We start from the raw sequence: 23,731 nt of genomic DNA on the forward strand, positions 1-23,731 counted from the left end.
ACGCAGCCTGGCTCCAGCCAACCAGGCCGACCCCTCGCCCTCGACACAATCGCCCGCTCATCCGCGGCCTCGGTGTCCCGACGCTCCCCGGCCGCCTGGCCGCGCTGCGCCGACTCCTACTCCAGGCCCCGGCGCCGATCGTCGTTGCGGCACTGTTGCCTTTTGGCGTGTCGACGTGAGGGCTTCGCCGGTGTCACGGGTTGCCAACGCCGGACAGAGAGTGCCAACAGCCGCTGCTAGTCACATCACGGCCTGTCAGAGCACGAAGACGCCGTCGTCGTAGTTCGGGTTGTCCGCTACCGGCTGGCCGTGGTCGCTGGGCAGCGCCGTGAGCCGGACCCGGCCGGTGGCGCCGGCCGGTAGCCAGACCGCGTCGGCGGGGTCGTTGTGGTGGGTGGCGGTCGCGGCCGGGACGTCGCCGGGTTTGCCGCGTAGGAGCCGGTGGAGGTGTTCTTCGCGTTGTTCGCTGTGAAGCCAGAACAGCACCGGGTATCGGGGGCCGCCGCGGCGGATCAGCTGGGCGTACCGGTCGAGCTTGGTGACTACGCGGCTGCGTAGTGCTTCGGTGCCGGTGTCGGCTTCGAGGAAGAACCCGACGTTGGTGTCGTCGACGCTCCATAGGCCGTGGCCGTCGGCGGTGATGGTCCGGTACTGCTTGCTGGTCAGCGTTTCGGACCACCACCGGTCCAGCTGCGCGTCGGGGTGGTGGCGGGCGTGTGCGGTGAGTCGGACGAAGAACTCGTTGGTGGTGAGTAGGTGGGTCAGGTGCGGGTTGGCCGACAGTCGCTGCACGGTTTGGCGGCTCGTGCGGGCGGTCGGTTCGGGCCGGTTGTGGGCGGCGGCTTGGAAGCGGTGCCCGTTGTGGCCGAGCGTCCAGTGCCATGGTTGGCTGCCGCCTCCGTCGCGGGCGAACCGGAATCGGTCCAGCAGGCCCAGGGCGGCCAGCTCGCTAAGCCGGATCTGGCAGGTCCGGCGGGCGTGGAACAGCATGCGGTGGATCTGGTCGGTGGTGAGGACATGGTGGTCGTCGAGGAGTTGGAGCAGCAGGCGGTCGCGGCTGGTGATGTGGGGGTAGATGGCCAGTAGTCCGGCAGTACGCGATTGCGGCATAGATGCTCACCCCGTGGAGAGAGAGTCCCGTAGGGAGTCTGGATAGGTTGATCTTGGCCCCCGGTCCTGTCGGCCGGCGGGTTTGGGCAGTTCAGGCACCTGACAGGCCAGGTGGAGGGGACTCGTGTGGGGTCTCGTCTCGCCGACGCCCCCAAACGAGCCCCCGGTGCCGCACCCGGCCGAGCCCTCGAACGAGCCGAGCCTCAGCGGTCGTGTGCGGTCATGCGTCGCTTCATCGCGGTGCGGGCGAGCTGCTGCATTGGTGGCTCACCGTCGGCGCGGCTGTGGGCGGCGGCGCACGCCTGCCGGATCGCGGTCGCCTCACCCACGACCGGTGCCGGCGGGTTCGTCACGAACGTGAAGCTCGGTAGTTCCCGGTTGCCTACGAGGAGCCGGGCGGCGGCGGTGTAGACGTCGAGGTGCGCGAGGTCGTGCTCGTCCAGCTCGGGTTTGGTGTGCCGGGACAGCTCCCGCGCATCAGCCGGGTCGACGGTGAAGAACAGCTTCGACCGGGCGTTGGCCGACACCGCCGCGGCGACGTCCTTGGGCAGCTGGGCGAGGTCCTGGTGGGCGAGGACGAGCCCGAGCCGGAACCCGCGGGCCTCGGCCAGCATGTCCCCGACGCTGCCCGGCAGTGTCAGGAAGTTCTGGCACTCGTCGACGTACAGGCAGGCGTCTTTTCGCTGGTGTTCGGGGATGGTGGCGCGGGCGATGGCGGCCTGCCACACCCGGGCCACGATCAGCGAGCCGAGGATCCGGCTGGTCTCCTCACCGAGGATGCCCTTCGGTAGTCGGCATAGCAGCACTCCGCCGTCGAGTACCTTGCCCATGTCGAACGACGAGTGGGCGTTGCCGATCACGCTCTTGACGAAGTCCCGCAGTAGGAACGCCCGCAACCGGGCGAGGACCGGGGCGATGACTTGGCCGCGGAACTGCTCGTTGATGCCGTCGTACCAAAGCCAGAACCCGCCGAGCCCGTCCGGGTCGTCCAGGCCGTGGGTGAACCTGGCCCGGAACTCCCGGCTCTGCAGCAGCGACGGGACCAGGCTCAGGGTGGGTTTGGCGTGCCGCATCAGCGTCAGACACGCCACCCGCATGGTGTCGTCCATGCGTGGCCCCCACTGCCCTTGAAAGATCTTCGCGAAGATCCCGACGAGGTTGTCCACCGCCAAGTGAGGGTCGCCCTGGTCGTCGAGGGGGTTGAAGCAGCCCGGGTTCTCCTGGTCCGGGTCGATGATCACGATCTTGTTGGCGTGGGAGGCGGGGAGCCGGTCGAGGATGTCGGTGATCAGGTCCCCGCGCGGGTCGATGACCACCGTCCCGCGGCCGGCCTTGATGTCGCCGAGGATCATGTTCAGCAGTAGCGTGCTCTTGCCGACGCCGGTCTTGCCGACCACGTGCACGTGCTGCCGGGCGTCCGTCACGGTCAGGCCGACGCTGTGGCGGCCGATCTGCGACCGTCCCAGCACCTTCACGCCCCGCCCGCCCGCGGGCACCTGCACGGGCGCCGGCGCGGCCTTGGCCCGTGCCCGGTCCAGGCCTGGCACGGCGAGGTCTTGCGGCAGCGCCGCGAGGGCTGCGAGTTCCGGCACGGTCGCTAGGAACCCGCGCCGCAGCCGCCGTCCGGCGAGGGTGGCGACCGGCTGTCGCATCTTCATGCGCCGCAGCCGATTCGGGCCGGTATACGTCGCGGCGGCCGAGGCGATCGTGTGCCGCAGCCCGAGCAGCCGTGAACGGACCTGCCCGGCCCGCTGCGGGTCCGGTGGGGTCTTGTCCGCGTCGGCGGCCACCGCGAACCGAACCGCGATCTCGAAGTGCGGCACGCGCACGGCCTTGTCGACGACCGTGCGCGCGTCGGCGCTCGCCACCGGGTCCCGCTCGGCCGCCCGCACCGTGGGGTATGCCGGGGTGCGGGGCCGGGATGAGCCGGGCGTGAACACGTCGAGAAGCCACAGGAGGGGTTCGATGGCCAGCCGCACCGCCCCGGAGACGGCGCGGGCGGCCACGTCGGGCCGCCCGTGCGGATGGTTGCCGGTGGTGGCTGCCGCCCGTCTGGTTGCCCGGACGCGGCGGGTCGATGCCGGGCGGGCGAGGACCTGCACGCACGCGTGTTCCCGGTGGCGTACCTCGGCGCCGGCAGCGAGCAACGCCCGCAGCGGGTCGCTGTCGTGCTCGCTGCGCAGCGGCAGCCCGTCGGTGTGCTGCGGCCAGTGCGCCCCACCCACCTGCTCACCCACGATCAGGGGGATCGGCGCGGCGGCGTCGGTGGTCGTCGCGGTGGCGGCGGGCCACGCCGCGCGGACGGCGGCCTCGACCGCGCCGGCCGGCACCGTGCCGGGCACCCACACCCGGATCGTCAGGGCGCGGCCGGTCCAGGTGTACTCCCACCCGACGTGCGGGTGGCCGTAGAGCCTGCGCCGCCACCCTGGCGGAGTCAGCACGCCGACGAGCATGGTCCAGAACGCGGCGGCTGCCTCCTTGGTGACCTCGGGTGGGGCGGCGATGGTCAGCCACCGCGCGCCGGTCACGAGTCGCTTGTGCCGCCAGGCGAGCAGCTGGTCATGGGCGAACACCGCGCCGACGATCGCGGTGGCGGCGAGAACACCGAGCCATGGCCGGGCGATGATCCAGTGTGGGGCCTCTTCGGGCCAGGTCGGGTCCACCATCACTCGGCCTCCCCGATGCCGGTGACCGCGATCGTGTGCTCGGCGGCCGACCCGACGGCGCGGAACGGGATCCGGCTCCGGCCGGCGACGAGCAGGCCCTCACCGCGTGGCGCCGACAGCAGCAGCCGCGATTCCCCGGCGGTCAGGTTGAACGCCTCGGCCACGGCGTCGATGGACTGTGTGCTTTGGCGCATCAGCACCTGGGTCGCGGCGTTGGACACGACAGCCAGGCCGAGGTCGGTCGAGAGCACGTCGGCCGCGTCCTGGGTGATCACACACAAACCCGCCGCGCGCTTGCGGGCGGCCTTCGCCATCCGGAACAGGAACCGGCTGCCTTCACCGTCGCGCATCAGCAGCCACGCCTCGTCCACCACGACGAGCTGCCGCCGACGGCGCTCGCCTGAGGCTGGTGTGTCGATGCCTGACCAGATCGAGTCCAACGCGAGGAGCGTGCCGACGGTGCGTAGCTCGTCGGGCAGGTGCCGCAGGGACCACACCACCAGGTGACCCTTCGGGCTGGTGGTGGTCGGCCCGTCGAACAGGCTGGCGAAGTTCCCGACCGTCCAGGGGGCGAGCCGCGCGGCGAGCTGCCCGGCGGCCGGGTCACTGTCGGCGGCGAGTACGGCGGCCAGGTCCCGCAGCAGCGGTGCCGGTTTGGTCCAGGTGGCGGGGTCGCTGTTGATCCCGGCCTGGTGGTAGGTGGCGGTGATGGCCCGGTCGAGGGCGGCTCGTTCGGCCGGCGGCGGCGCCGCCCCGAGCATGACCGAGATCAGCGTGTGCAGGAACAGGCCGCGTCGGGTGAGGGTGTCGGGCCGGTCTTCGGCGGGCAGGTCGAGGGGGTTGATGCGGACGCCGGGCTGGCCGAGCTGCACGACAGTGCCGCCGACGTGCTCCGCGAGGGGCGCGTACTCGTCCTCCGGGTCGATCACCCTGACGGCCGTGCCTTGGTACAGGTTGCGCAGCACTTCCAGCTTGACGAAGTACGACTTCCCGGCGCCGGAGCGGGCCAGGACGACGCTGTTGTGGTTGTCCTGCGCCCACCGATTCCAAATCAGAACACCGTTGGAGGTGGTGTTGACCCCGTACAGCACGCCCTCGGGCGGGGCGACGACGCCGGGGGAGGCGGCGGCGAGGTCCGCTGAGGCGAGGGGGAACGCCGCGGCGAGGGCGGTGGTGTCGAGGATGCGGCGCATCCGCAGCGGATCCACGCCGACCGGCAGCGTGGAGATCCAGCCCTGCTGGTGCCGGAACGTCGCCGGCTGCAGATCGAGGAGCACGCTGGCGGCGGCGGACTTCACGCCCGCGGTGACCGTGGCCAGTTCGTCGAGGGTGCGGGCGTGGATGGTGACGTAGATGCCGACCTCAAACAGCTTCGCCGCCCCGCGGGCGACCCGCTCGGCGAGGTCCGCGGCGCCGGCCGCTGCTGCCTCCACCACCGGATCACCCAGCCGTCCCTGATCGGCGTCGAGGCGGCGGGAGGACTCCAGGCGGGCGCGTTGACGCTTGAGCATCGGCGCGGCCAGCTGCGCCGCAACGGGGCCCAGGTGCACGGCGACGTCGACTCGGCCGGGGTAGGACAGCAGCGGATCCAACCAGGCGGGGCCGACCTCGGCCGGGTATCCGCACACCACGTAGGTGGCGGCGTAGCTGTCGCCGACCTGCACATGCCACGGCGTGACCGACAACGCGGCCGGGGAAGGCATCCCCTCCCCAGCCGCCACACTCTTCTTCCTGGGCTTCAGCAGGTTCATGGTGTGCTCCTGAGGGTGATCGGGGCACCGGGCACCGCGCGGGGGCCAGGCGGCGGGGGAGAGAACGGATCGACCGCCGCCGCGAGGGCCGCAGCGACCGCGGGCCCGTCCAGCGCGGCGGCTTCGACACCGAGCCCGGCCAGGGCTCGCACGGCGGTGTCGGCCGCGTGCGCGCCGGTGACGACGGCGAGGACCTGGCGGCGCAACGGATCACGCTGTGCGTCGAGATCGAGGAGGAACTCGGCGTAGTCCCCGGCGGCGGCCTGCAACGCCGGATCCGGCAGCCGCGGCGCGTAATCGACGGTCGCCTGCGCGTAGACGGTCAGGTCATGCCGCTGCGCGGCCACCACGATCTGCGCCGGCCCGGTCAGGCTGTTGAGGAACCGACCGAACCCCTCCAGCAGCGCGCCCTGCTCGCTACCGGTGCGCAGGTGGATGTTCGTGGTGCCGCAGGCAATCAGCACCTTGTCGCTGCCCTCACTCGTGAGGACTCCGGTCGGGCTGATCGACGTGACCGGAGAGCGCAGCGGCGCCGGAACGCTCAGCTTGACCGCCACGGCCGCGACCGAGCTGGCGCGAGCCTCACCCGGGGCGAGCGTGCGCGGGCTGCGGCTGAGCGTGAAGCCGCGCCGCAGCCACACATCCAGGGGCAGGCCGTCACGGCGGCCGAGCGCCACCACGACCGCGACGGCGAACGCGATGACCCCCGCGACGATCCACACCGCCGGTGGGAGAAAGTGCCCGATCGTGCGGTAGAGACCGAACCCGGCCAGCCCTGTGCCGCCGATGATGCCGAGTTGCCGGAATGTCAGCCCGAACGCGATCCGGTCAGGCTCGTTGACGTTGGCCGGGACGACCGCGCGCGGGGGAGTGTCCTCGTGCGTCATCGCCCACCTCGCACAGCCGCACCTAGACGACCGAGGGGCAGCGGCAGGCGGCGGGTGACGCCCTGGATGAACACCGCACGCAGCAGAACCCCGCCCGTGTTCGACGACCCGCCACGGGTCACGTACCGGCGCATCATCCCGGGGATCTTGATCGTGACCCAGAGAACGACGATGACGAGCATCAGGTTCACCGCGTCAGAGCTCGGCAGGCCGAGCAGGATCGGCAGGTTCGCCTCCGGGTCGATCAGCAGGTTGATGCCCGCCGAGAAGGCGACCGCCTGCAGCGTGGGTGTGGCCAGGCACCCGAGCAGGCTGCGCCACCACAACTCGGCGGCACCCTTCGTCGACGGGGTGGCGTAGCACGCGAGGGCTACCGGCGCGATCCCGGCCAGGACGACCAGCACCCCGATCCGCGCGAGCCACGTGCCGACGAGCATGAACATCAAAACGACGATGAGCAGCCCGATGACCGCCATCAGCAGGGCGGAGCCCTCGTCGGTCATCGCCGAGGCGATGCGAGCCCGGACGAAGGTGACCGCCTCGGTGGTCGGCGCCGTGGTGCCGGCGATCGACGCCGTCAGGGCGTTGGCGATGTCGATGAGCACACCGGTCAGCGGGACGGCGAACGCGGACAGGACGAACCCAACGACAAGCCGGGGGAGTAGCTCCTTGATTCCGTAGCGCACCTCGACCGAGTCGCCGACCATGGCGGCGACGCCCACGGCGATGATCGCGAGGACGAAGCAGGCGCTGACGACCAGGGCGCTCTTGTCGGCGATCGACTGCACCTGCGGCAGGACGGTGACGTCCGGCGACACGAACATTGAAGAGGCCAGGAACGCCAGCAGGCCGCCGAGCAGGTCGACGACCTTCTCGGCGAGCCAGCTGACAAGGCCGTTCATCATCCAGTCGACCATGGTCGCCGCCTCAGCCGCCGAGGATGCCCTGCAGCACCTGCAGGATCACCGGGGCCAACACAGCGAGGGCGTAGCCGATCAGAGCGGACTTGACGTTGCCCTTCGCCTGCTCGACCTGGGCCGGGTCGCCACCGGCGGCCATGTAGCGCAGGCCGCCGATGACCAGGAACATCGTCGCGACCAACGCGATGATGCCCATGACCCAGCCAGTGATGTTGGAAATGACCTGGGCAATGGACTTGGGGCCTCCACCATCAGGGGCGGCAGCGGCCAGAACCAGGTCGTTGAGAACAGAGATCGTGTGCATTGCGGCGCTCCACAGGAATGTGTGGCCGCCGTGGTGGGGACCGGGGCGAGGGACGGTTCGGTGGGGGCGCTCCTCCCTTGCGCCTAGCGAAGGGTTGCGGTGTCAGTACGCCGCGCCAGCCATGCCGGACCGAGAGTCTCGCCGGATACAGGTCCCCGCCCGGCGGGCATGCCGTGGATGACATGCACTACTCAGATCTCGGCTGTCAGGTCCGATGAACTCCCCGCCAGCCTGTCACAACCTGACCGAACCAGTCAGCGACTCAGGCTGCCGAGCAAGGGTTGGCGCGTCCCGGGAACCAGGCATTGCCCGGGACGGCGTATCGCGTCGAGGTACACGGTGCGGCGCCGCGGTTGCCGAACTGGCAGCCGGGAAAGCAACGCGGGATCCGCCTCGATAAGCCGCCATGGCGGACCTCTGGATCTTGCTCACCCAATCGGGCGAAGTGGCCTTTGTTAGCAACCGTTCGGTGAGCGGGCGATCGCGCTGCGCGCCGGTAGCCTGTCCTCGTGTCGCAGTCAGTCCTCCCGGACGGTCGCCCGGCCGCCATGAGCCGGCTCGATGCGGGACTGGCAGTGGTCCTTGCGGTGCTCGCGTACGTGGCCGGGTCGGCACTGGCCCCACGGCTCGACCCGCCGTGGGGCGAGGACGGTCCGGCGATGGCGACCACTGCGGCTGGCCGGAGGCTGCTGAGCGCCCAGCAAGAGGCCGATGGGGTGCGGTCGCTCCGCAAGGCGCTCGAGTCCAAGATGGCCGAGGAGCGGGTTAAGCAAGTGGCTGACCGAGTCGCGGTGGTTCGCGTGAGCGAGCAGGATGCCGTCAAGCTCCACGAAAGCATTGATGACCGCGAGGCGCTGCTACGTGCGTTGCGGGTGGAGGCCGACACGGCGATCGCCGCCCAATCCTCGGCCGACCGCGAGTTGCGGACCGCGACCGAGAAGGCCAAGAAAAGTGAGACGGCTGCCACCAATCGTCTGCGGATTCTGGCGAAGGGTACCCGTGCGGCCGCCTCCGCCGTGGCGTGGGCCGCCCTCGCCCTTCTCCTGCTCATCATCGTTGGGCCGGTGCGGCTAGTGGCGCGGAAGCGGCCTCGCCTAATCCACATGCGGACCGTGCTGGGCGGCAGCGCCCTTGTGCTCGCCATGCTTCTGTTGGCGGTGACAGGGGGTTGGATTTTCGCGGCGGCCTTCGCGGCGTTGCTCCTGCTCGGCTGGGTGGTCGTCACGGGGAGGCCTCGTGCCTGACGCTATCGACACGCCGATCTCCGATCCGTGCGACGACCTACTAGCAATGTCAGGCGACGCGGAACGGCTCGCCCGGCGCGTGGCCGGGCGGCCGTTGCCCTTCACGCTCGGGATCTACGGCGCGTGGGGGGAGGGCAAGACCACCCTGGCTAACCTCGTCAGCCACTACCTCGGCCAGCAGGACGGCTGGCGGGACAGGCGGTTTATCGAGTTCTCGGCCTGGCCTTACGTCACGGCCGACGCCGTCTGGCGGGCACTGTTGGAGACGGTCGCCCGAGCGGTCTACAAAGTTCCAGTCGACCGCGATGCCACGCGCGGGCCAGCACGGTCGTTGCCGGCTCGGCTGCGCAGCCTGCTGCTCGGCGAGGTCTTTCCCAGCAGCACCGAGAAGAGCGATGAGGAGCAGCGCGGCGACGACTTCGAGCGGCTGATGGCCACGTTCGGCCGAGCGACTGCGGTCGCCAGCCGCGCCGTCAGCGACGCCGAGTCAGCCCGGCAGCTCTCCACACTGGCCGGCCTCGTCGTCGACATTGCCGCAGCGGTGGGGAGTCCGCTCGGGCCGATACGTGGTCTACTCGGAAAGGGCCCGGACACGGCCGCGAAGAAAACCGCGGAGCGCAGCGTCGCCACTGTCGAGGAAATGCGGCAGGGTGTCCGCGAGCTGTTCAGGGCGGCGAGCCACCCCCGCACCGTCGTGCTCATCGATGACCTTGACCGATGCCTGCCGGAGGTCGCCTTTGACGTCCTCGAGACCATCAAGATCTTTCTTTCGGAGAGCGCAGAAGCCGAGGCCAGCTGCCTGTTCATCGTGGCCGTCGATCAACTTGTGCTCTACCGCGGGCTCAGCGCCCGGGTCGGCGGCGTCAACGCGATTAAACAGGTGGACGCCCGGATGTATCTCGAGAAGGTGATCCAGATGGGAATCGCCGTCTCCGCCGTGCGGGATTCCTCATCCGACCGGTTCATCGCGGCCCAGTTCCCGGAGTGGGTCGGCGCTGCCGATCTCATCGACATTGCGACCCGGGGCAACCCGCGCCGCCTCAAACAGCAGTGCGATCTGCTCGCGTTCGGCTTCGAACGCGAGCAGGCGGAGAAGGGCGGCGAGAGCGCATGACCACGGCCCCGGTCGAGCCCGTCAAGCTCTGGCACCAGCTAGTGCAGATGATCGCGACCGATCCCAGCGTTGAGGAACATCGGGATGTGCTCGCCGATCGGCTCACCGCGGAGAACGTGACCAGAAGGACCCTGGAGATCCTGCTGCGATTTACCGACGCGCACGCAGCTGGAGGCACGATTGTCAGCCGGGACGGGCCGTTCACCTATATCGCGCAGACCGTCGGCGACCAGGTGGGCACCACCTCGGTTGGCTGGCTCCACCTCCAGTTCTTCGAGCGGGTGCTCCGGCTCTGGCACGACGACCAGAAGCTCGCGGAGATCGTGCGGCAGGGCACCTACCGGAACGACTACCTGACGCAGATTGACGCCATCGACAAATGGCTCGACGCCCAGCGGGCGCGCACCGACCTCGACGAGCGCCCGGCGCTGGTCCGTCAGCGCGATCCGAGCGGGGCCCTCAGCATTGACCGGTGGCCACTGCTGCTGGCCGGATCCCCCCGGATCTCCCAGGTGCCGATGGAGTATCTCCGGGCGAATGTCGCCGCGCTGCCCCGACATCCCACCACTCTCCCCGACTACGGCGAGGACCCGGACTCTTACCACCAGGCAGCCCAGACCTTGCTGGCCGCCGCCAAAGCCGCCGATGAAGACTTCGACGCGTACGCGAAGGTGCGGCTCGGCGTCGCTCTCGACCTCGTTCGGCGCCGCCGCTTCGCGAAGGTCCGCATGCTGGAGCTGGGTTGGCCCGATCTGATGGAGCGAGTCCGCACGCCCGGTGGCATCCGGCGCCTGCGCCAACTCGAGGCGAGCATTCTCGGCGACACTGATGTTGAGGCGCCGTCGGACGCCTGGCGCGCGTACGAGAGCGACGAGCGGCTGAGCGAGTTCCTGCGCATCCCTCCGCACTTTCGAACGATCTTCGACGGTCAGTTGACCCGCGTGGTGGGCGCCGTGGAGGGCCAGCCGCCGCCGGCCGAGCCGAACGTGGAGTGGGCCCCCTACACCAACGTCGCGCTTCGTCTGGACCCACCCGACGTGGCCCGCGCCACGCACCAGCCCGAGCAAAGTCGTTGGCAGGGCATTGCGGCACTGACCACCGCGTCGGGAAATTATGTTTGGCCCGTCGAGATCGACATCGGGGAGCTCCGGAGCGCCGCTGCCAGCCTGCGGGATGCATATGTGTCCGCGTCAACCACATCGCTCCGTCCGAACACGACGCTCCGGGACGTCGCACGCTTGCCGGACGCGGCCGTTCTGGTGGAGCAGATCGGCGAGGTTCTGTGGCGTCAGACTCTCGGCGCGGACGCCGAAGCCACGTCGCGCTTTCTCACCGCCCTGACCGGTAACCCGCGAGTGCGGCTGACCGTCTCCTCCGGGCTCGTTGACCTCACCGATTTGCCTTGGGAGTGCCTGCGGATTCCCGCCCTCCGGGTCATGGCCGGTCTGACCGTGAAGCTCTCCGTGGTCCGCCTGGTCAACGACGCGATCAACGAGGCGCACCGCGCAGTCGGCGCGACTCTGCGGGTTCTGGCGGTGCATTCAGAGCCGCGTGGCGTGGCGCCACTGCCAGGTGCTCGCCAGGAGTTGCGGTTGCTGCGGGAGAGCTTCGCGGAGGCCGAGCAGAAGGGATGGGCGTCGGTGACAACCATCGAGGACGCCACCGAACGCGACTTGCGGGAGAGCCTGCGGCGTGTCCGGCCACACATCCTTCACTACACCGGCCACGGCGGGATCGACCACACCGAAGGTGTGGCGGCGCTGATCCTCCACGATGACGACGGCGACCCCTTCCTGCTGACGGCCGACGAGCTTGCCGTCCAGCTATGGGATTCAGGCGTGGTCCTCGCGGTGCTGAGCGGCTGCGACACCGGTGTCACCCCGGGCACCGCCGACCGGGCGACGTTCGGGGTATGCCAGAGCATCGTCCGGCAGGGAGTTCCAGCCGCGATCGCCACTACACGGACGGTCTTCGACAACGCAGCCCTGCGCTTTGCCCAGGAGTTCTACCAGGCCTTCATTGACGGCTACCCTCTCGAGGCATGCCTTTCCGAGGCCCGCAAAGGCCTCTTCATGCAGGGCTGGGATTGGTCGGCGTGGGCCCTGTTCGCCGCCGATCCGGCCATGCTTGAGCTGATCCGTCTTCGCCGCCTCGGCGGGATGAGTTAATGACTTGTCTACTTCATCGCGAGAATCATCGCGTCTTCGGTAAGTGCTGGCCATGGCTTAGCTGGGGTCGTCTGGTCGAGGGTCGGCGCGCCGGTTGGCACGGTCGACGTCGGTCGCGTCGATGATCTGACGCGTTGAAGTTCAGCCATGAGGCACCTTCGTCTAGTTCGGCGATCCGGACGGCAACGGATAGTCGCTGCAGGCGAGCGAGTCAGGCTCCAACGGCTGATTGACCGCCCGCAACACCCCTGGGCAATGAACTGTCTTGCCGCGATCCGGGCGCTCTGCATGTATGCCGACCTGCTTCGGCGTTGTCCGGCCGTGTTGCGGGTTCGTGGCGGTCCGAGGAGCGGGCGGCGTCAGATAGATCGCCGCGTGTTACGGCAGCCGCCACGATGCGTTCGGCGCGGCGTCTGCGCATGCGCAGGACTGGTGCGGTCACGCCCTTCTCGGCGGCGAGTTGCTCGATCAATGCGTCACCGAAGCGGGTAGCGCTGATGAGCTCGGCGGCTTCGGCGGTAATCAGGCCGGCGACTGCTGCTCGGCCGAGCAGCAGGTCGGGATGCCCGTAGGGCATCCTCGGCGACCGTGAGCCGCTGGGCAGGTCCGGCGGCAACTCCTGGTCGTTGTTGGTCTTGACGACTGCGGCGCCGGCGCGCCATGCCGCCCAGCACAGCCGCAGCCATAGCTTGGGCGGAGCGAGGTCCGCCGTGCGTAGCGCTTGAAGGAACGCGGCCAGGACTTCGGAGTCCACGTCGTCGGCGTGCCCGGGTTGTCCGGGGCTGATTTTCGCCGCGAGGTGCGTCAGTGCGGGCAGCGCTACGCCGATTGCGCCGACGACCCAGGCTGGCCCGCATTCGCGGGCGTGGTGGGCCAGCTGCCGCCACAGCTCGTCGGTGGTGTCGCTGTCGTAGCGCTGGAATACCAGCAGCTTGCGCAGTTCGTCGAGCGGCATCGCCGTGTCTGGCAGCCCTGGCACCGGGCGGGCGTCGAAAACCAGCGGCGCGGGTTGGCAGGTCAGCAGCTCGAAGGCCTTCTCGGCGGTGGTCAGCGCCGTATTGGCCGTCCTCGTTCGAGTGGTCGTTGCCATGGTGACGTCCCCTCCACGTAGCGCTTCGCCCTGTGCGAAGGCCGAGACCTCGATTGGGACAGCTCGACCTGACACCACGAGCGATCGTCCGACCGGGACAGGTTGTGTCCGCTGGTGTCAGGTTCGCGGTGTGCCGACCGCCCGCACGGTGGGTGACTGGCTGTCAGGCGCCGCGATGACTGGTGCTGTCAGGCCGGAAGCGGGTTCGATCGGGTTGTCAGCGGCGTACTGAGGATCGTCAGTACGCCCGCCGGTCCGGGGGCCACCGTGCCCATGACCGATACCAACCGTCACAGCGCGCCGCTCCCCGTGGGAGACGTGGTGCCCGGTGACCCGCCCGTGCCGATCACCGTCTGGCCGGTCCCCGCCCCGCAGCCGGGCGAGACCATGTCCAACGAGATGGGCGTCCGGCTGGTCCACAACCTCACCCACCCGTCCGACCTGATCATCGACCTGGCTGGGGGCCCGCAGCTGGCCCGTGCCATCATCGCCGCACACCGCCGCAGCCACCTACAAGCAGCCTGCCAGGGCGGTTGGGGCCGCGAGGCGGCGACGCTGATCGTCAGCGGCTGGCCAGTCGACAACACCGATTCACCGGTCGAGTTCTTCGGACGCTGCCGGGAGAGCCTCGTGCCGGGCGGCTGCGTGGCGGTGCTGCTGCCGCACGGAGACGTCGTCCTTCCGGTCGACGTCGTCGCCGCCACGAAGCGGGTCGGGCTGGCGTACCTGCAGCACATCGTGGCAGCCGACCGGCCGCCCCGACGTGGCCAGCACACGCAGCTGGACATTCACACTGACGTGCTAATCCTGACGCGTAGCACCGACCAGGCACAGGCGGGAGGCGGCGATGTCTGAGCCTCTGCCGATTACATCGGTGTGGCTGACTTGCCAGCAGCCCTCTCGGGACCAGCGACGGGGCCGGTACGTGCCAGAGTCGTCCACGCACCCGGGGAAGATGCTGCCCCATCTCGCTGCGCATGCCATTGCCGCCTACACCGCGCCTGGGGATCTGGTGCTCGACCCGATGTGCGGGTCGGGCACCACGCTTGTGGAGGCCATGCACCTCGGGCGGCGTGCGCTCGGCGTGGACATCGAACCGCGGTTCACCGCGTTGGCGGCGGCCAACATTGCCCTCGCGGCGTCCCAGTGCGCCCCTGGCACGGCGGAGGTGATCACCGGCGACGCAACCGGCCTGCTGGAACTCGCCCCCGCGTCGGCGGTCGGTGAGGTCGGGCTCGTGCTCACCTCCCCGCCGTACGGCCGCTCCACCCACGGACTTGTCCGGGCAACTGGCACCGGGGTGACGAAGCGGGCGCACGTGTACGGCGACCGGCGGCGGGGCAACCTTGCCTACGTCGGATGGTCGGGTCTGCTCGACGGGTTCGCCGCGATCATGGCCGCCAGCTACCAGCTGCTGCGCCCCGGCGGCACGGTGGTCATCACGTGCCGACCGGTACGGCGCCGCCCGGACGACTTCATCGACCTACCCGGCGAGTTCCTGGCCGTCGCCCAGTCGGTCGGGCTGATTCCGGTGCAGCGGTGCGCGGCGATGCTCGCCGCCGTCCGCGACGGGCAGATCGTGCACCGCGCCTCGATGTTCGGCCTCATGGCGGTACGCAAGTCCAGGGCCGAGGGCGTGCCGGTACACCTTGTCGCACATGAGGACGTGCTGGTCCTCCGGCGCGGCCATCAGAATTCCCGCGTCACGCCGGCCACAGCCTGACATCAGGTGAGCCGGTGCTGTCAGGTCCCGCCAGACGGCAACACCTGACAGCCCACGCCACACCAGCAGGATCGCGATTAGCTTGAAGCCTCTTCTTTCTTTCTCCTGCTGCTGATCTGCTGCGTCCGCGACGACATCGCGCCCACCCTTCCCGGTCGGCCGCCGTCCACAGGCTTAGATCCCCGCAGTCATGACCCGCCCCTCGCCTCAGCGGCGACCGGGGCCTGGCACCCCTGTCCCTGAAGGCGGCCACCACCTGGTGGCCGCCTTCCTTCATGCCTCAAGGAGGGCACATGCTTCGTCCCGCCCGGTACCTGACAGACGGCCATCTCCGTGCTGAGCCGCACAACGCGGCCCTGCCCAATCTCCTTACCGACGTCGCCGCACCCGTCGGCGTGAACCAAGGATCCGGCCGAGCAAGCGACAGGGCCACCGTCCGGTTGGCCTCCTGCGCTGCGCGGATCGCAAGGATCCGTTCGACCGCCGCCGGCACTCGGGCGCCGCAGCAATGACCGACGCCAACCTGGCGGAGCAGATCTGCACTCTGCACGCCGAAACGATCGCCGCCATCGAACAGCGGCAGGCCCTCGCTGCCGAGGCCCGCTCCGCTCTCATCGCCGCCCTGCGGAACCGGCTGATCTGCCGGCCCGGCTGCGAGGACGCCCTCGCCACGTGGGGCTTAAAGCCGCTGCCGCACCGATGGACCGTCTCCGCTGACGCCCAACTGTCGCACACCCGAACCCACGCCGACCTGGGTGAGGCCCGCGAGCAGGCACGCCTCGGCGTGCCAGACGAACTGCGCCGCCTTCAGCCGGCGATGGCGGTCTACCCGAGACACGTCATCGACGTAACACCCGCACCGCCAGAGAATGGCCAACCCGATCCGCGGCGGTACCGCATCACGGTGCAGGTCACCGTCCAGACGTGGGTCACCGCAACCCGCGAGGCGCAGGCGCTCCGCGCCGCTGCCGCGATCGTGGAGGGCCACCTGCCTGCGCTGGCTGACGCCGGCATCTCCCTGACCGGGCTGAGGTGGCGGGGCGCCGACGGCCCGGACGACGTCCCGGTGGACGACATCGACACCGAGGCGCAGCCCGTGACCGGCACAGTGCAGCTGACCGACGCCGATGACCTCCCCGCCGCGACGGCGGCACGGGACGCGGCAGTGCAGGTCCTCGCCGCGCTGCGACGCAACATCCGCACCCGCGCTATCCGCGCACTGGGCGACGACGAAATCGGTGGCTGCTATCAACGAACCGCCGAGCGGGTCAGCAAGTTCCTAGCCGATCTCGGGCTCGCCGGCCTACCTCAGGCACACCACGTCACGGTCATCGCCGACGTAACACTGCGGCTCCCTGCCGGCACTGCCTCCGAGGCATGCGACGCGGCCCGGGACACGCTGCGGGCGGCCACAACCGACAGCCCGGACGAGACACGGCCGTGGACCGCGTACGGCTGGACCGCCCCTGAGTACGCCACGGTCGACCAGGACGGCTGGCTTGTGCCGTGGCGGCACGAGTACGACATGTGGCTCCGCGGCCACACCACCTCCGCCGACGCGACCGCAGCCGCCGAGGTCCTCGTCCGCGCCGACCTGAACCGCGCGCTGGCCGACGTCGAGCAGACCCCGATCACGCTGACCGCCAGCCTCGAGGGCGCCGGTGTCGACCTCTACCTGGACCCCGACCGCGACTGAACCGTCGAGCGCCCCGAGCGGCTGCTCGATGCGCCTACCTCCGGAGAGCCGCATTGCGTCGCGCCCAGCCGACACGCACCGGCGGCTCATCCGGCGTGCCGAGCTTCCCGTTATCGCCGACAGGAAACCCGTATTGGAGATCGTCATGTCGTTCCCCGACAACAAGTTGAGCGTGCGATCACCGGCCGACCTGGTGGCCGCCGTGCCCTACCTCCTCGGCTTCCGTCCCAGCGACGGCAGCATCGTCGTCATCGCGAGCAGAGACCGGCGGATCGTCTTCGCCGCCCGAGGTGACCTGCCCGCCCCCGATGCCCCGGCAAGCCAGATCCTCGACGTCGCCGCCAACATGGTCCCGGTCCTGCGGCGGCAGCAGCCGATCACCGACCTCATGCTCGTCGGATACGGAGCTGAGCACATCGATCCGGCACTCCTGACTGTCGGCGAGGCGCTCACCGCCAGTGGCATGGCGCTGCTGGAACTGCTGCGGGTCACCGGTAGGCGGGTCTTCAACCTCACCTGCGACAACCCCGACTGCTGCCCACCGCAGGGCACTCCGTTCGATCCCACTGCCTCGCTGATCGCCGTGCAGGCAACCGCCGCCGGGCAGGTCGCACTACCGAACCGGGCAGCCGTGGCCGCCCGGTTCGCATCCGTCGACGGCGCCGCCCGGGATTGCATGCGCCGCGCCACCACCGAGGCGGTCACCCGCCTGACAGCGGTGAGCGCCGCCGGCGAGGCCGCCGCGGACGAGGCTGGCGCCCGGGCGGTCCACGACGCGCTGCGCATGCACGACGACGGCGAGCGCCTCACCGACGACGAGGTCGCCTGGCTCACCCTGCTCCTGAAGCGGCCGTCGGTGCGGGACCTTGCCGTAGACCTCACCCAGCCGCACGACCCGCACGTCACGTTCTGGGCCGACATCACCCGCCGCGCCGAGGAGCCGCTCGTGCCGGCACCGGCCACCCTCCTCGCCATCACCGCATGGCGCTGCGGTGACGGCACCTTGGCGGGCATGGCAGCAGACCGCGCCCTGCAGGTCGACCCCGACTACCGGCTCGCCGACCTGCTGCTGCAGACCCTGCACGCCGGCCTCCCACCCACGGTGTTCGAGCAGGCCATCGCCAACGCCCGAACCAACCCCTCGGCCCAATAGCCGGCACACCTTCAACAACAGGAGGACTCCGATGGATCCCACCCGCAGCATGCTGCTCGCCCTCGCCAGACACGCCGACGAAGCCCGGCTGCGCTGCCACGCCGAACGCGCCGCAGTGCGAGCCCGCGGCGAAACGCCGGCCCGCAGCGAGGCCCACGCCTACCACGTCCAGGCCAACCTGTGCCTGATCACCGCCATCGGCGCCGCGGACCTGCCGCCGAACTTCCGCATCTACGACATCTCCCTGTCCCGCGACCCCCTCGCCGCGGCCGAGCAGCTGCGTCAGATCGCCAACGCCTACGACCACAGCGGCCCGATCGAGGCCGCACACGAAGCCGCGCGCCTGGCCTACAAAGCGGCCTTCGCCGAACCCGTCACCGCACAGGAACAGCAGTACGTCGACCTGCTCGCCGACCTTCCCGCCGCCCGCCGCGACAAGATCGTCGACCTCGCCGAGCAACGCGCCCGCCACCCCGAGGCATGAGCCCGAGAGTCCGGCGACCCCGCAGGCCGCCATCTGCCGCTCGCTGCGGCGCAACCCGCGCAACTCCTGCCGGACGGGCTTCGGCTGCCCACCCGCGAGAGGAACCAGATGAGCCTCTACACCCTCGCACCCAAACCCGGCTTCGACCGCTACACCATCCAGGTCGGCTGGAACCCACACCGCACCTACTTCGCGACCGTCGTTGACTTCGCTTGGGATCCGGTCACCGACCCCCACAACCAACCCGACACCGTCCGGCTCGGTCTGCTCGAGACGATTCTCGACCCGAACGAAGTGCTCCTGGCCGTCGAACCCTATGCCGACATCCCCGCTGACCTGGCCGGCACACTGCGCGCCGATGGCCGCGCACCCCGTGTGCGGCTAGCGCGAACACCTGCGGCTAACCGGTCCACCTCGACGCGACCCCCCACATTGCGTTCGCGACAGCACCCTCCGATCCGCCGGTCGTGGCCAGGTCGCCTCGTGACGGCCCCCTGCCGCTCGCCATATCGCCTGAGTTAGCACGCCAGCGTCGCCTCCACCGATGCAGCCATTGCCGTGCCGCCAACTATCGGCACAAGCAGCAAAACGGCCCGCCACAAGGCGGGCCGTCGTCGTATCAGGACCCGGGACGCCCGCCTGAGAAACGAATGCGTCCCGGGTTCTCCAACCGAATGGAGGACTCCAGTGTCCCTACCACTGATCATGATCGCCACCGCGTTGGTGTCATTCACCCTCGGCGGCCTCACCATGTGGCCGATCGTCCGCAGGCTCCGCACCCGGCTCACCGACGCCATCTGGCAGCTGGAACATGACCCGGTCACCGGCATGCTCAACCGCGCTGGCCTGCTCGCCGCACACGTCGCCCTCGCTAAGGCCGCTGCCTCTCAGCCGATTGTCGTCGTCCTGATCGACCTCGACGACTTCAAACCGGTCAACGACACCCACGGCCATGACCGAGGCGACGACGTCCTGGCTGCCATCGGCGGCCGCATCGCCGACATCGCCGCACTCCACGGCGGCACCGCCGCCCGGCTCGCCGGCGACGAGTTCGCCGCACTGCTGCCCGTCCGCACCGCCGACCTGGCCCGCATTGCCGACACCTTCGTCACCCTCATCGCTCAGCCCGTCGACCTCACGACCGACGGCGCGACCGTCACGGTCACTGTCACCGCGAGCGTCGGCATCGGCCTTGTCGAGAGCACGGACCCGTTCGAGGAGGTGGCCCTCCGGCGCGCGGACATTGCCATGTACCACGCCAAACACCACGGCCGGAACCGTCACGTCGTCTACGAGCCGGGGATGGCGATGCCCGCCGTCGGGCGCCGTCGAGGACCGCGCCTGCGCGACCGCCGCCTGAGCAAGGAGGCGACGGCATGACCGCGGCGCCCGAGGAGATGGCCTGCCAGATCTGCCTCTCCCCACTGAACACCCTCGGCGCACCCCCCACCTACGTACACCCGATCCAACTCGCCACCGACGGCCACCAACCAGTACCCGTCCCGGTCAGGCAGCTCGACACGGTGAACCGCCACTGCGACTTCTGCGGTGACCCTTTCCCCACGTGGACGCTCGTCGGCGGCGAAGTCACGGCCTTCGCGCTCGGCTCGGCTGCAGGACTGGTGCAGAACCTCGGCCACGCATGGGCCGCCTGCGCGACGTGTCAGAGCCACATCGACGACGACAGAACCGACAAGGTCGTCGACCGGGCGGTGCAGGCATTCGGCCTCGCCGACCACCCGCAGGTACGAGAGCGCATCGAGGAACTGCACCAGGCGTTCCTGAACGCCCGGCAACCTGGACGGACGCTCATCACGACCACCGCCTGGCCCGCCACCGTCATCACCGCACGCGAGCTGCCCAAGGTACGCGACCGGCTCGCCGGCTTCTACCGAGGTACCGACAGCCTCCCAACCGCGCTCGCTACCGCCGAAACGCGCCAAGAGGTCGCCGCCGGCCTGGACCGAGCAGGCTTGTTCTGGATCGACGACGACTTCACCGACCTCGCCGAGTACGCCGCAGAGAAACTCCCCGACGTCACCACCAACCGCGAGCTCATGCCCGGCACCGACGGACTGCTCGTATGGTCGCGCCCGGTGACGCCCCGGCGGATCACCGCCGCCTCCTGGACCGCCACCAGCGACGGCTGGCACCTGATCAACTACCGAACCATCGGCGGAGGCCTGCACGACACACCGCTCCAGCAACTGCGCGAACAGGTGGGGTGGTTCGCCCCGATGAGCACCGTTCGGGTAAACGACCAACACCTGCTGCATAGCGAACATCCAGCGGCAGCGCTGGTCGCCACCTGGCTGCTGGTCGCCCAGCAAGCTGCCAACGTCACAATGGCAGAAGTCGACAAAGCCGTCCGCAAGTCCTACGCCCGCACCAACCGACCAACGCCCGAGGTGCGCATCGTGCGCATCGGCGCCAACCGCGGCACCCGACCGTCGCCTGGGCGATCGGCGTCAGGTGACCCAGGGCGCCCTCAGAGCAGCCGGTTCTGGGTGTCCGGCCACTGGCGCAACCAGGCATACGGACCCCGCAGAGCGCTGCGCCGCCCCATCTACATCAGCCCCTTCCTTAAAGGCCCCGATGACGCGCCGGTCAAGCTCAGCACGACCGTGCGCATGCTCAGCATCCACAGGTCGGACCAGGGCCACGACTAGAACCCGTCGATCAGGTCGTGGCAGGGGCTCTGCCCCCTGCCACGAGCCCTGGCAGTGACGTGGGCCAGGGTGCATAACTCGGCCTTGCCGTGATTCGCGCGTGGACTCTGTGTTGCCGAGCAGCAGGGGCATTGCTGTGTGAATCCGGGGCTCGGCGTATTGCCGCAGGATCTCGGCGGAGAGCTCGCACGGGCCCGCAAGGGTGGACCTGCGGTGGAAGGGCTGGCCAGGCCGGAGGATTTCCTGCTCGGGCGGGTCAGCCACCTGTCAGGGACGAGCATCGCTGCAGCGTCTTCGGGAAAAGGAGCTGCCTCGCGGGTAGCCGGGCAGATTTAGGTCGCATGTCGGTGAGTGTGAAAAGTTTGCAGAAGGAGCAGGGCATACGGCGAGGACATGGCGAGAATCCCAGCGTAGAGACCTCAACCGATGTCGTAACGCAAGCCGTCGAGATGCAGGACCTGTAGCCGGTCGCGGACGATGTCACCACCGTGGCCGCCTGAGATGGTGCTCCACCCGCCGGCGCCGATCGTATCGGCGCGGGGGATCTCGATTCATGCCCAGAGCACGAGCACGACCCCAAGGAGGGAGAGTGCCGGGATGCCCATCGTAGGGAGTTCAGCGCCGGCGGCAGGTGACGATCGATGCGCGGGCGAGCAGGATCGAGGCTGCGGCTGATGTCGCGTTGAGCACTAGGGCCGTGCTCCAGGCGGTGGATGCGGCCCAAACCGATGCGCTGTTGGTCTCGTAGGTGCTCACCCCGTTTGTGGAAGCGACCCATCCTGACTGAAACCAAGGACGAAAGCCGCTTACCAGGACGGCCAAGGCGGTGCCCGCGGTCATCAGCTAACGCCGATGCGACCGAGCGGGCGACGTGCGTGGGATGAGGTCGTCAGTTGTCATCGTCGTCAGTGTCCGGGAGAGCCTGCTGCCACCACATGCGAAGGAGGTATTTCTCGACGGCTCCGTACCGGGCCTGCAGCTCGCTTTCCGCCCGGCCTGCTCGCGGACCCATGGCGTGCACGACTTCGCGGTATGCCAACTCGGCTCGCTCGCGCCCTTGGTGGTAGACAGCGATGCGGTACCGGCCTGGGCCCTCAGGTGGATCGATTCCATCGATGGACGCGCTCATCCCGTCACCGAGCACCAGCAGGCCCGTCGGGCAATCGAGATCTACGGCCGCTGCACTGGTCCAGCCAGTATCGACGCCTTCATCAGCGGGTGGCCCGGTCCACGTCTCCACCCACACGTGTGTAGCGAGCAGATTCTGCACCGTGTGCAGGTACAGGGCATAACGGTTACCTGCCGCAACGTCGCGCACGGCGTGCTCGATTGCCGACGTGTCTCCGACGGCGGCGTCACATTCGATGTCTCGCAAGATGACGATGCGATGGTCCGGGCGCAAGGCCAGCTCGTATGAGGCGTACGGGTTGGGCATAAGAACGTCGCTTCCTGGCATTGCGGCACCGTCACACCGGGCTAGCGCCGGAGGTCGGTCGAGTCTCCGCCGCCGGCCAAGAGATGCCTTCCATCCACCTTTGGCTCTGGGCTCTGCCGTGCTTGCATCGCATGGATGCTACCCCTTTCGCTTGAACCTGCCGGATCGCCATTCGAGGGAAAGGATGATCCGGTTGGTCGGAATCTCTTCAGATATCGGGGAGAGGGTGTGTGTCGGCTCGGTCGCTCCAGAGGCCTCCTTGGCTTTAGATTCACGTGTAGCACTGGGCTGAACTCGGCGGAGGGCGTCAGCGCCATGTATTGCCAACGCTGCACAGGTTGCGAATACGGCAAGCAGTAGGAACATTCCGACAGCGATCAGATAGAGCATCACACGTGGTGGCCTATAAGCTTCAGGCTTGGCTATGACGACCGACGACAGGACGGCGGCCACTACGGCTGTGACCAGGCTTGCATGGGAGGTGGCGAGCGTCGCGATGGGAGCTGTGTGGTCGCCCCGTCTGCGGCGGCGCCACGATGCCATCGCCCATGCTGCCGAAGCGGCGATCATAAGGACAACGGTCAGGCGTATCCCGACGTAGAAGGGTGATAAGCGTTCGTTGGATCGAGGATCGACGGCTGCGAGAGCATTCATGAGCCGTAAGTGGACGATGGCGGGGCCGATCAAGACTACGAGGATTAGCCCCAAGCGAACCACCTCCTTGAAGCCGCGGTCGGATGCCATAAGAGTCAGGGCGAAGAATAGCGTTAGGACGGACAGGCCGAATGGCAGGCCCGCTATAATCAGCGCCGTGTTTGCCCGTGTGGTGCCGTCCTTCTCTCCCGTCAGCAGCGCGTACAGAACGGAGATCAGCACGAGTGCGGCGAAAGCGGAGAAAAGGGTGGTCGAGATTCGGCGAACCAAGACGCCTTCACTGTCCTCTTCGCTGCTGCGCTGGCCACTGGCCAGGTAGTTGCCGAGAGAAACGAACGCAAACCCAGCAAGGATTCCGGCCACCTGCGCGTACGCGTTGGCAAGGTCCGATGTCGGCAGTCTCGAATCGTCCATGAGCGGATCCCTTCGCCGTGGATGATCGATTCCGTAGGGCTGTGGGCTTGGCTGCTGCATGCCTACTCTTTTTCATGCGGGCCTCCCCTGCAACCGACAGCTCAGGGAGTGACGGTAAGCCGACAACTGCCTGATCCGTCCCCCGCTTGGGATCCGGGATCGACGATCGGGGGAGTAGTTGGATGCACGGAACGGCGTTGAACTGTGCCTAACTGCACCGAACAGTGCTTAACGGAACCGATCCCAACC

Annotated in this window: 21 protein-coding genes; 11 read left to right on the forward strand and 10 right to left on the reverse strand. The window is 69.0% G+C overall.

Translation table 11 applies throughout. The features are described 5' to 3' along the window. Positions 1–255: 255 nt before the first annotated feature. The 6 genes from GCE86_RS08905 to GCE86_RS08930 all read right to left on the reverse strand — a co-directional run bounded on the left by GCE86_RS08905 (position 256) and on the right by GCE86_RS08930 (position 7,638). Positions 256–1,110, reverse strand: a complete 855-nt coding sequence (locus GCE86_RS08905) for a replication-relaxation family protein (protein ID WP_154226502.1) — start codon at positions 1,108–1,110, stop codon at positions 256–258. A 203-nt stretch (positions 1,111–1,313) separates the two neighbouring features. Beyond that, positions 1,314–3,776, reverse strand: a complete 2,463-nt coding sequence (locus GCE86_RS08910; protein ID WP_154226503.1) for a type IV secretory system conjugative DNA transfer family protein — start codon at positions 3,774–3,776, stop codon at positions 1,314–1,316. Continuing rightward, complete coding sequence (locus GCE86_RS08915; protein ID WP_167537035.1) at positions 3,776–5,527, reverse strand: VirB4 family type IV secretion system protein; 1,752 nt, start codon at positions 5,525–5,527, stop codon at positions 3,776–3,778. The genes GCE86_RS08910 and GCE86_RS08915 overlap by 1 nt, the downstream gene beginning before the upstream one ends. Beyond that, positions 5,524–6,414 (reverse strand): PrgI family protein, encoded by an 891-nt coding sequence (locus tag GCE86_RS08920; RefSeq protein WP_154226504.1) that lies wholly within the window; start codon positions 6,412–6,414, stop codon positions 5,524–5,526. The genes GCE86_RS08915 and GCE86_RS08920 overlap by 4 nt, the downstream gene beginning before the upstream one ends. After that, positions 6,411–7,331, reverse strand: coding sequence for a conjugal transfer protein TrbL family protein (locus tag GCE86_RS08925; protein ID WP_154226505.1), 921 nt, complete (start codon positions 7,329–7,331; stop codon positions 6,411–6,413). The genes GCE86_RS08920 and GCE86_RS08925 overlap by 4 nt, the downstream gene beginning before the upstream one ends. A 10-nt stretch (positions 7,332–7,341) precedes the next feature. Further along, on the reverse strand, positions 7,342–7,638 hold the full coding sequence (locus tag GCE86_RS08930; protein WP_154226506.1) for a pilin: 297 nt from the start codon (positions 7,636–7,638) through the stop codon (positions 7,342–7,344). 509 nt (positions 7,639–8,147) lie between these two features. Between GCE86_RS08930 and GCE86_RS08935 the strand changes: the two genes are divergently transcribed. From GCE86_RS08935 to GCE86_RS08945, 3 genes are read left to right on the forward strand one after another with little or no spacing between them, the layout of a single operon-like run. Further along, on the forward strand, positions 8,148–8,882 hold the full coding sequence (locus GCE86_RS08935; RefSeq protein ID WP_154226507.1) for a hypothetical protein: 735 nt from the start codon (positions 8,148–8,150) through the stop codon (positions 8,880–8,882). Beyond that, entirely contained in the window at positions 8,875–9,996 is a 1,122-nt protein-coding gene (locus GCE86_RS08940; protein ID WP_154226508.1) for a KAP family P-loop NTPase fold protein, read from the forward strand. The genes GCE86_RS08935 and GCE86_RS08940 overlap by 8 nt, the downstream gene beginning before the upstream one ends. Then, a complete protein-coding gene (locus GCE86_RS08945) occupies positions 9,993–12,164 on the forward strand; it encodes a CHAT domain-containing protein (RefSeq protein ID WP_154226509.1) in 2,172 nt (723 codons plus the stop codon). The genes GCE86_RS08940 and GCE86_RS08945 overlap by 4 nt, the downstream gene beginning before the upstream one ends. Positions 12,165–12,375: 211 nt before the next feature. Here GCE86_RS08945 and GCE86_RS08950 read toward each other — a convergent pair whose 3' ends face one another. Further along, positions 12,376–13,254, reverse strand: a complete 879-nt coding sequence (locus GCE86_RS08950; protein WP_239542677.1) for a hypothetical protein — start codon at positions 13,252–13,254, stop codon at positions 12,376–12,378. Between the two features lie 387 nt (positions 13,255–13,641). Between GCE86_RS08950 and GCE86_RS08955 the strand changes: the two genes are divergently transcribed. The 8 genes from GCE86_RS08955 to GCE86_RS08990 all read left to right on the forward strand — a co-directional run bounded on the left by GCE86_RS08955 (position 13,642) and on the right by GCE86_RS08990 (position 20,979). Then, on the forward strand, positions 13,642–14,109 hold the full coding sequence (locus GCE86_RS08955) for a hypothetical protein (protein ID WP_239542675.1): 468 nt from the start codon (positions 13,642–13,644) through the stop codon (positions 14,107–14,109). Next, positions 14,102–14,977, forward strand: a complete 876-nt coding sequence (locus GCE86_RS08960; RefSeq protein WP_154226510.1) for a TRM11 family SAM-dependent methyltransferase — start codon at positions 14,102–14,104, stop codon at positions 14,975–14,977. Before GCE86_RS08955 ends, GCE86_RS08960 begins: the two co-directional genes overlap by 8 nt. 508 nt (positions 14,978–15,485) lie before the next feature. Then, entirely contained in the window at positions 15,486–16,673 is a 1,188-nt protein-coding gene (locus tag GCE86_RS08965; RefSeq protein WP_154226511.1) for a hypothetical protein, read from the forward strand. Positions 16,674–16,818: 145 nt separating this feature from the next. Then, on the forward strand, positions 16,819–17,826 hold the full coding sequence (locus tag GCE86_RS08970) for a DUF4192 domain-containing protein (RefSeq protein WP_154226512.1): 1,008 nt from the start codon (positions 16,819–16,821) through the stop codon (positions 17,824–17,826). 31 nt (positions 17,827–17,857) lie between these two features. Then, complete coding sequence (locus GCE86_RS08975) at positions 17,858–18,310, forward strand: hypothetical protein (RefSeq protein ID WP_154226513.1); 453 nt, start codon at positions 17,858–17,860, stop codon at positions 18,308–18,310. Positions 18,311–18,418: 108 nt separating this feature from the next. Then, positions 18,419–18,832: a hypothetical protein gene (locus GCE86_RS08980; RefSeq protein ID WP_154226514.1), complete on the forward strand. Its 414-nt coding sequence runs from the start codon at positions 18,419–18,421 to the stop codon at positions 18,830–18,832. Positions 18,833–18,997: 165 nt separating this feature from the next. Next, complete coding sequence (locus GCE86_RS08985; RefSeq protein WP_154226515.1) at positions 18,998–19,690, forward strand: GGDEF domain-containing protein; 693 nt, start codon at positions 18,998–19,000, stop codon at positions 19,688–19,690. Beyond that, positions 19,687–20,979: a hypothetical protein gene (locus GCE86_RS08990; RefSeq protein WP_154226516.1), complete on the forward strand. Its 1,293-nt coding sequence runs from the start codon at positions 19,687–19,689 to the stop codon at positions 20,977–20,979. Before GCE86_RS08985 ends, GCE86_RS08990 begins: the two co-directional genes overlap by 4 nt. A 615-nt stretch (positions 20,980–21,594) precedes the next feature. Here the strand turns inward: GCE86_RS08990 and GCE86_RS08995 are convergent. The 3 genes from GCE86_RS08995 to GCE86_RS09005 all read right to left on the reverse strand — a co-directional run bounded on the left by GCE86_RS08995 (position 21,595) and on the right by GCE86_RS09005 (position 23,482). Beyond that, positions 21,595–21,735 (reverse strand): hypothetical protein, encoded by a 141-nt coding sequence (locus GCE86_RS08995; protein ID WP_154226517.1) that lies wholly within the window; start codon positions 21,733–21,735, stop codon positions 21,595–21,597. A 133-nt stretch (positions 21,736–21,868) separates the two neighbouring features. Further along, entirely contained in the window at positions 21,869–22,435 is a 567-nt protein-coding gene (locus GCE86_RS09000; protein WP_154226518.1) for a hypothetical protein, read from the reverse strand. A 117-nt stretch (positions 22,436–22,552) separates the two neighbouring features. After that, positions 22,553–23,482 carry a hypothetical protein gene (locus tag GCE86_RS09005; protein ID WP_154226519.1) on the reverse strand — a complete coding sequence of 310 codons (930 nt, stop codon included), beginning with the start codon at positions 23,480–23,482 and terminating at the stop codon, positions 22,553–22,555. Positions 23,483–23,731: the final 249 nt, after the last annotated feature.

The organism is Micromonospora terminaliae, assembly GCF_009671205.1.
GTDB lineage: Bacteria > Actinomycetota > Actinomycetes > Mycobacteriales > Micromonosporaceae > Micromonospora > Micromonospora terminaliae.

Coding starts and splice junctions, on each gene's coding strand:
- GCE86_RS08975 (WP_154226513.1), top strand. CDS start 17,858: ATGGATCCCACCCGCAGCATGCTGCTCGCCCTCGCCAGACACGCCGAC.
- GCE86_RS08950 (WP_239542677.1), bottom strand. CDS start 13,254: ATGGCAACGACCACTCGAACGAGGACGGCCAATACGGCGCTGACCACC.
- GCE86_RS08960 (WP_154226510.1), top strand. CDS start 14,102: ATGTCTGAGCCTCTGCCGATTACATCGGTGTGGCTGACTTGCCAGCAG.
- GCE86_RS08920 (WP_154226504.1), bottom strand. CDS start 6,414: ATGACGCACGAGGACACTCCCCCGCGCGCGGTCGTCCCGGCCAACGTC.
- GCE86_RS09000 (WP_154226518.1), bottom strand. CDS start 22,435: ATGCCAGGAAGCGACGTTCTTATGCCCAACCCGTACGCCTCATACGAG.
- GCE86_RS08905 (WP_154226502.1), bottom strand. CDS start 1,110: ATGCCGCAATCGCGTACTGCCGGACTACTGGCCATCTACCCCCACATC.
- GCE86_RS08990 (WP_154226516.1), top strand. CDS start 19,687: ATGACCGCGGCGCCCGAGGAGATGGCCTGCCAGATCTGCCTCTCCCCA.
- GCE86_RS08970 (WP_154226512.1), top strand. CDS start 16,819: ATGTCGTTCCCCGACAACAAGTTGAGCGTGCGATCACCGGCCGACCTG.
- GCE86_RS08955 (WP_239542675.1), top strand. CDS start 13,642: ATGTCCAACGAGATGGGCGTCCGGCTGGTCCACAACCTCACCCACCCG.
- GCE86_RS08965 (WP_154226511.1), top strand. CDS start 15,486: ATGACCGACGCCAACCTGGCGGAGCAGATCTGCACTCTGCACGCCGAA.
- GCE86_RS08915 (WP_167537035.1), bottom strand. CDS start 5,527: ATGAACCTGCTGAAGCCCAGGAAGAAGAGTGTGGCGGCTGGGGAGGGG.
- GCE86_RS09005 (WP_154226519.1), bottom strand. CDS start 23,482: ATGGACGATTCGAGACTGCCGACATCGGACCTTGCCAACGCGTACGCG.
- GCE86_RS08930 (WP_154226506.1), bottom strand. CDS start 7,638: ATGCACACGATCTCTGTTCTCAACGACCTGGTTCTGGCCGCTGCCGCC.
- GCE86_RS08925 (WP_154226505.1), bottom strand. CDS start 7,331: ATGGTCGACTGGATGATGAACGGCCTTGTCAGCTGGCTCGCCGAGAAG.
- GCE86_RS08980 (WP_154226514.1), top strand. CDS start 18,419: ATGAGCCTCTACACCCTCGCACCCAAACCCGGCTTCGACCGCTACACC.
- GCE86_RS08910 (WP_154226503.1), bottom strand. CDS start 3,776: ATGGTGGACCCGACCTGGCCCGAAGAGGCCCCACACTGGATCATCGCC.
- GCE86_RS08945 (WP_154226509.1), top strand. CDS start 9,993: ATGACCACGGCCCCGGTCGAGCCCGTCAAGCTCTGGCACCAGCTAGTG.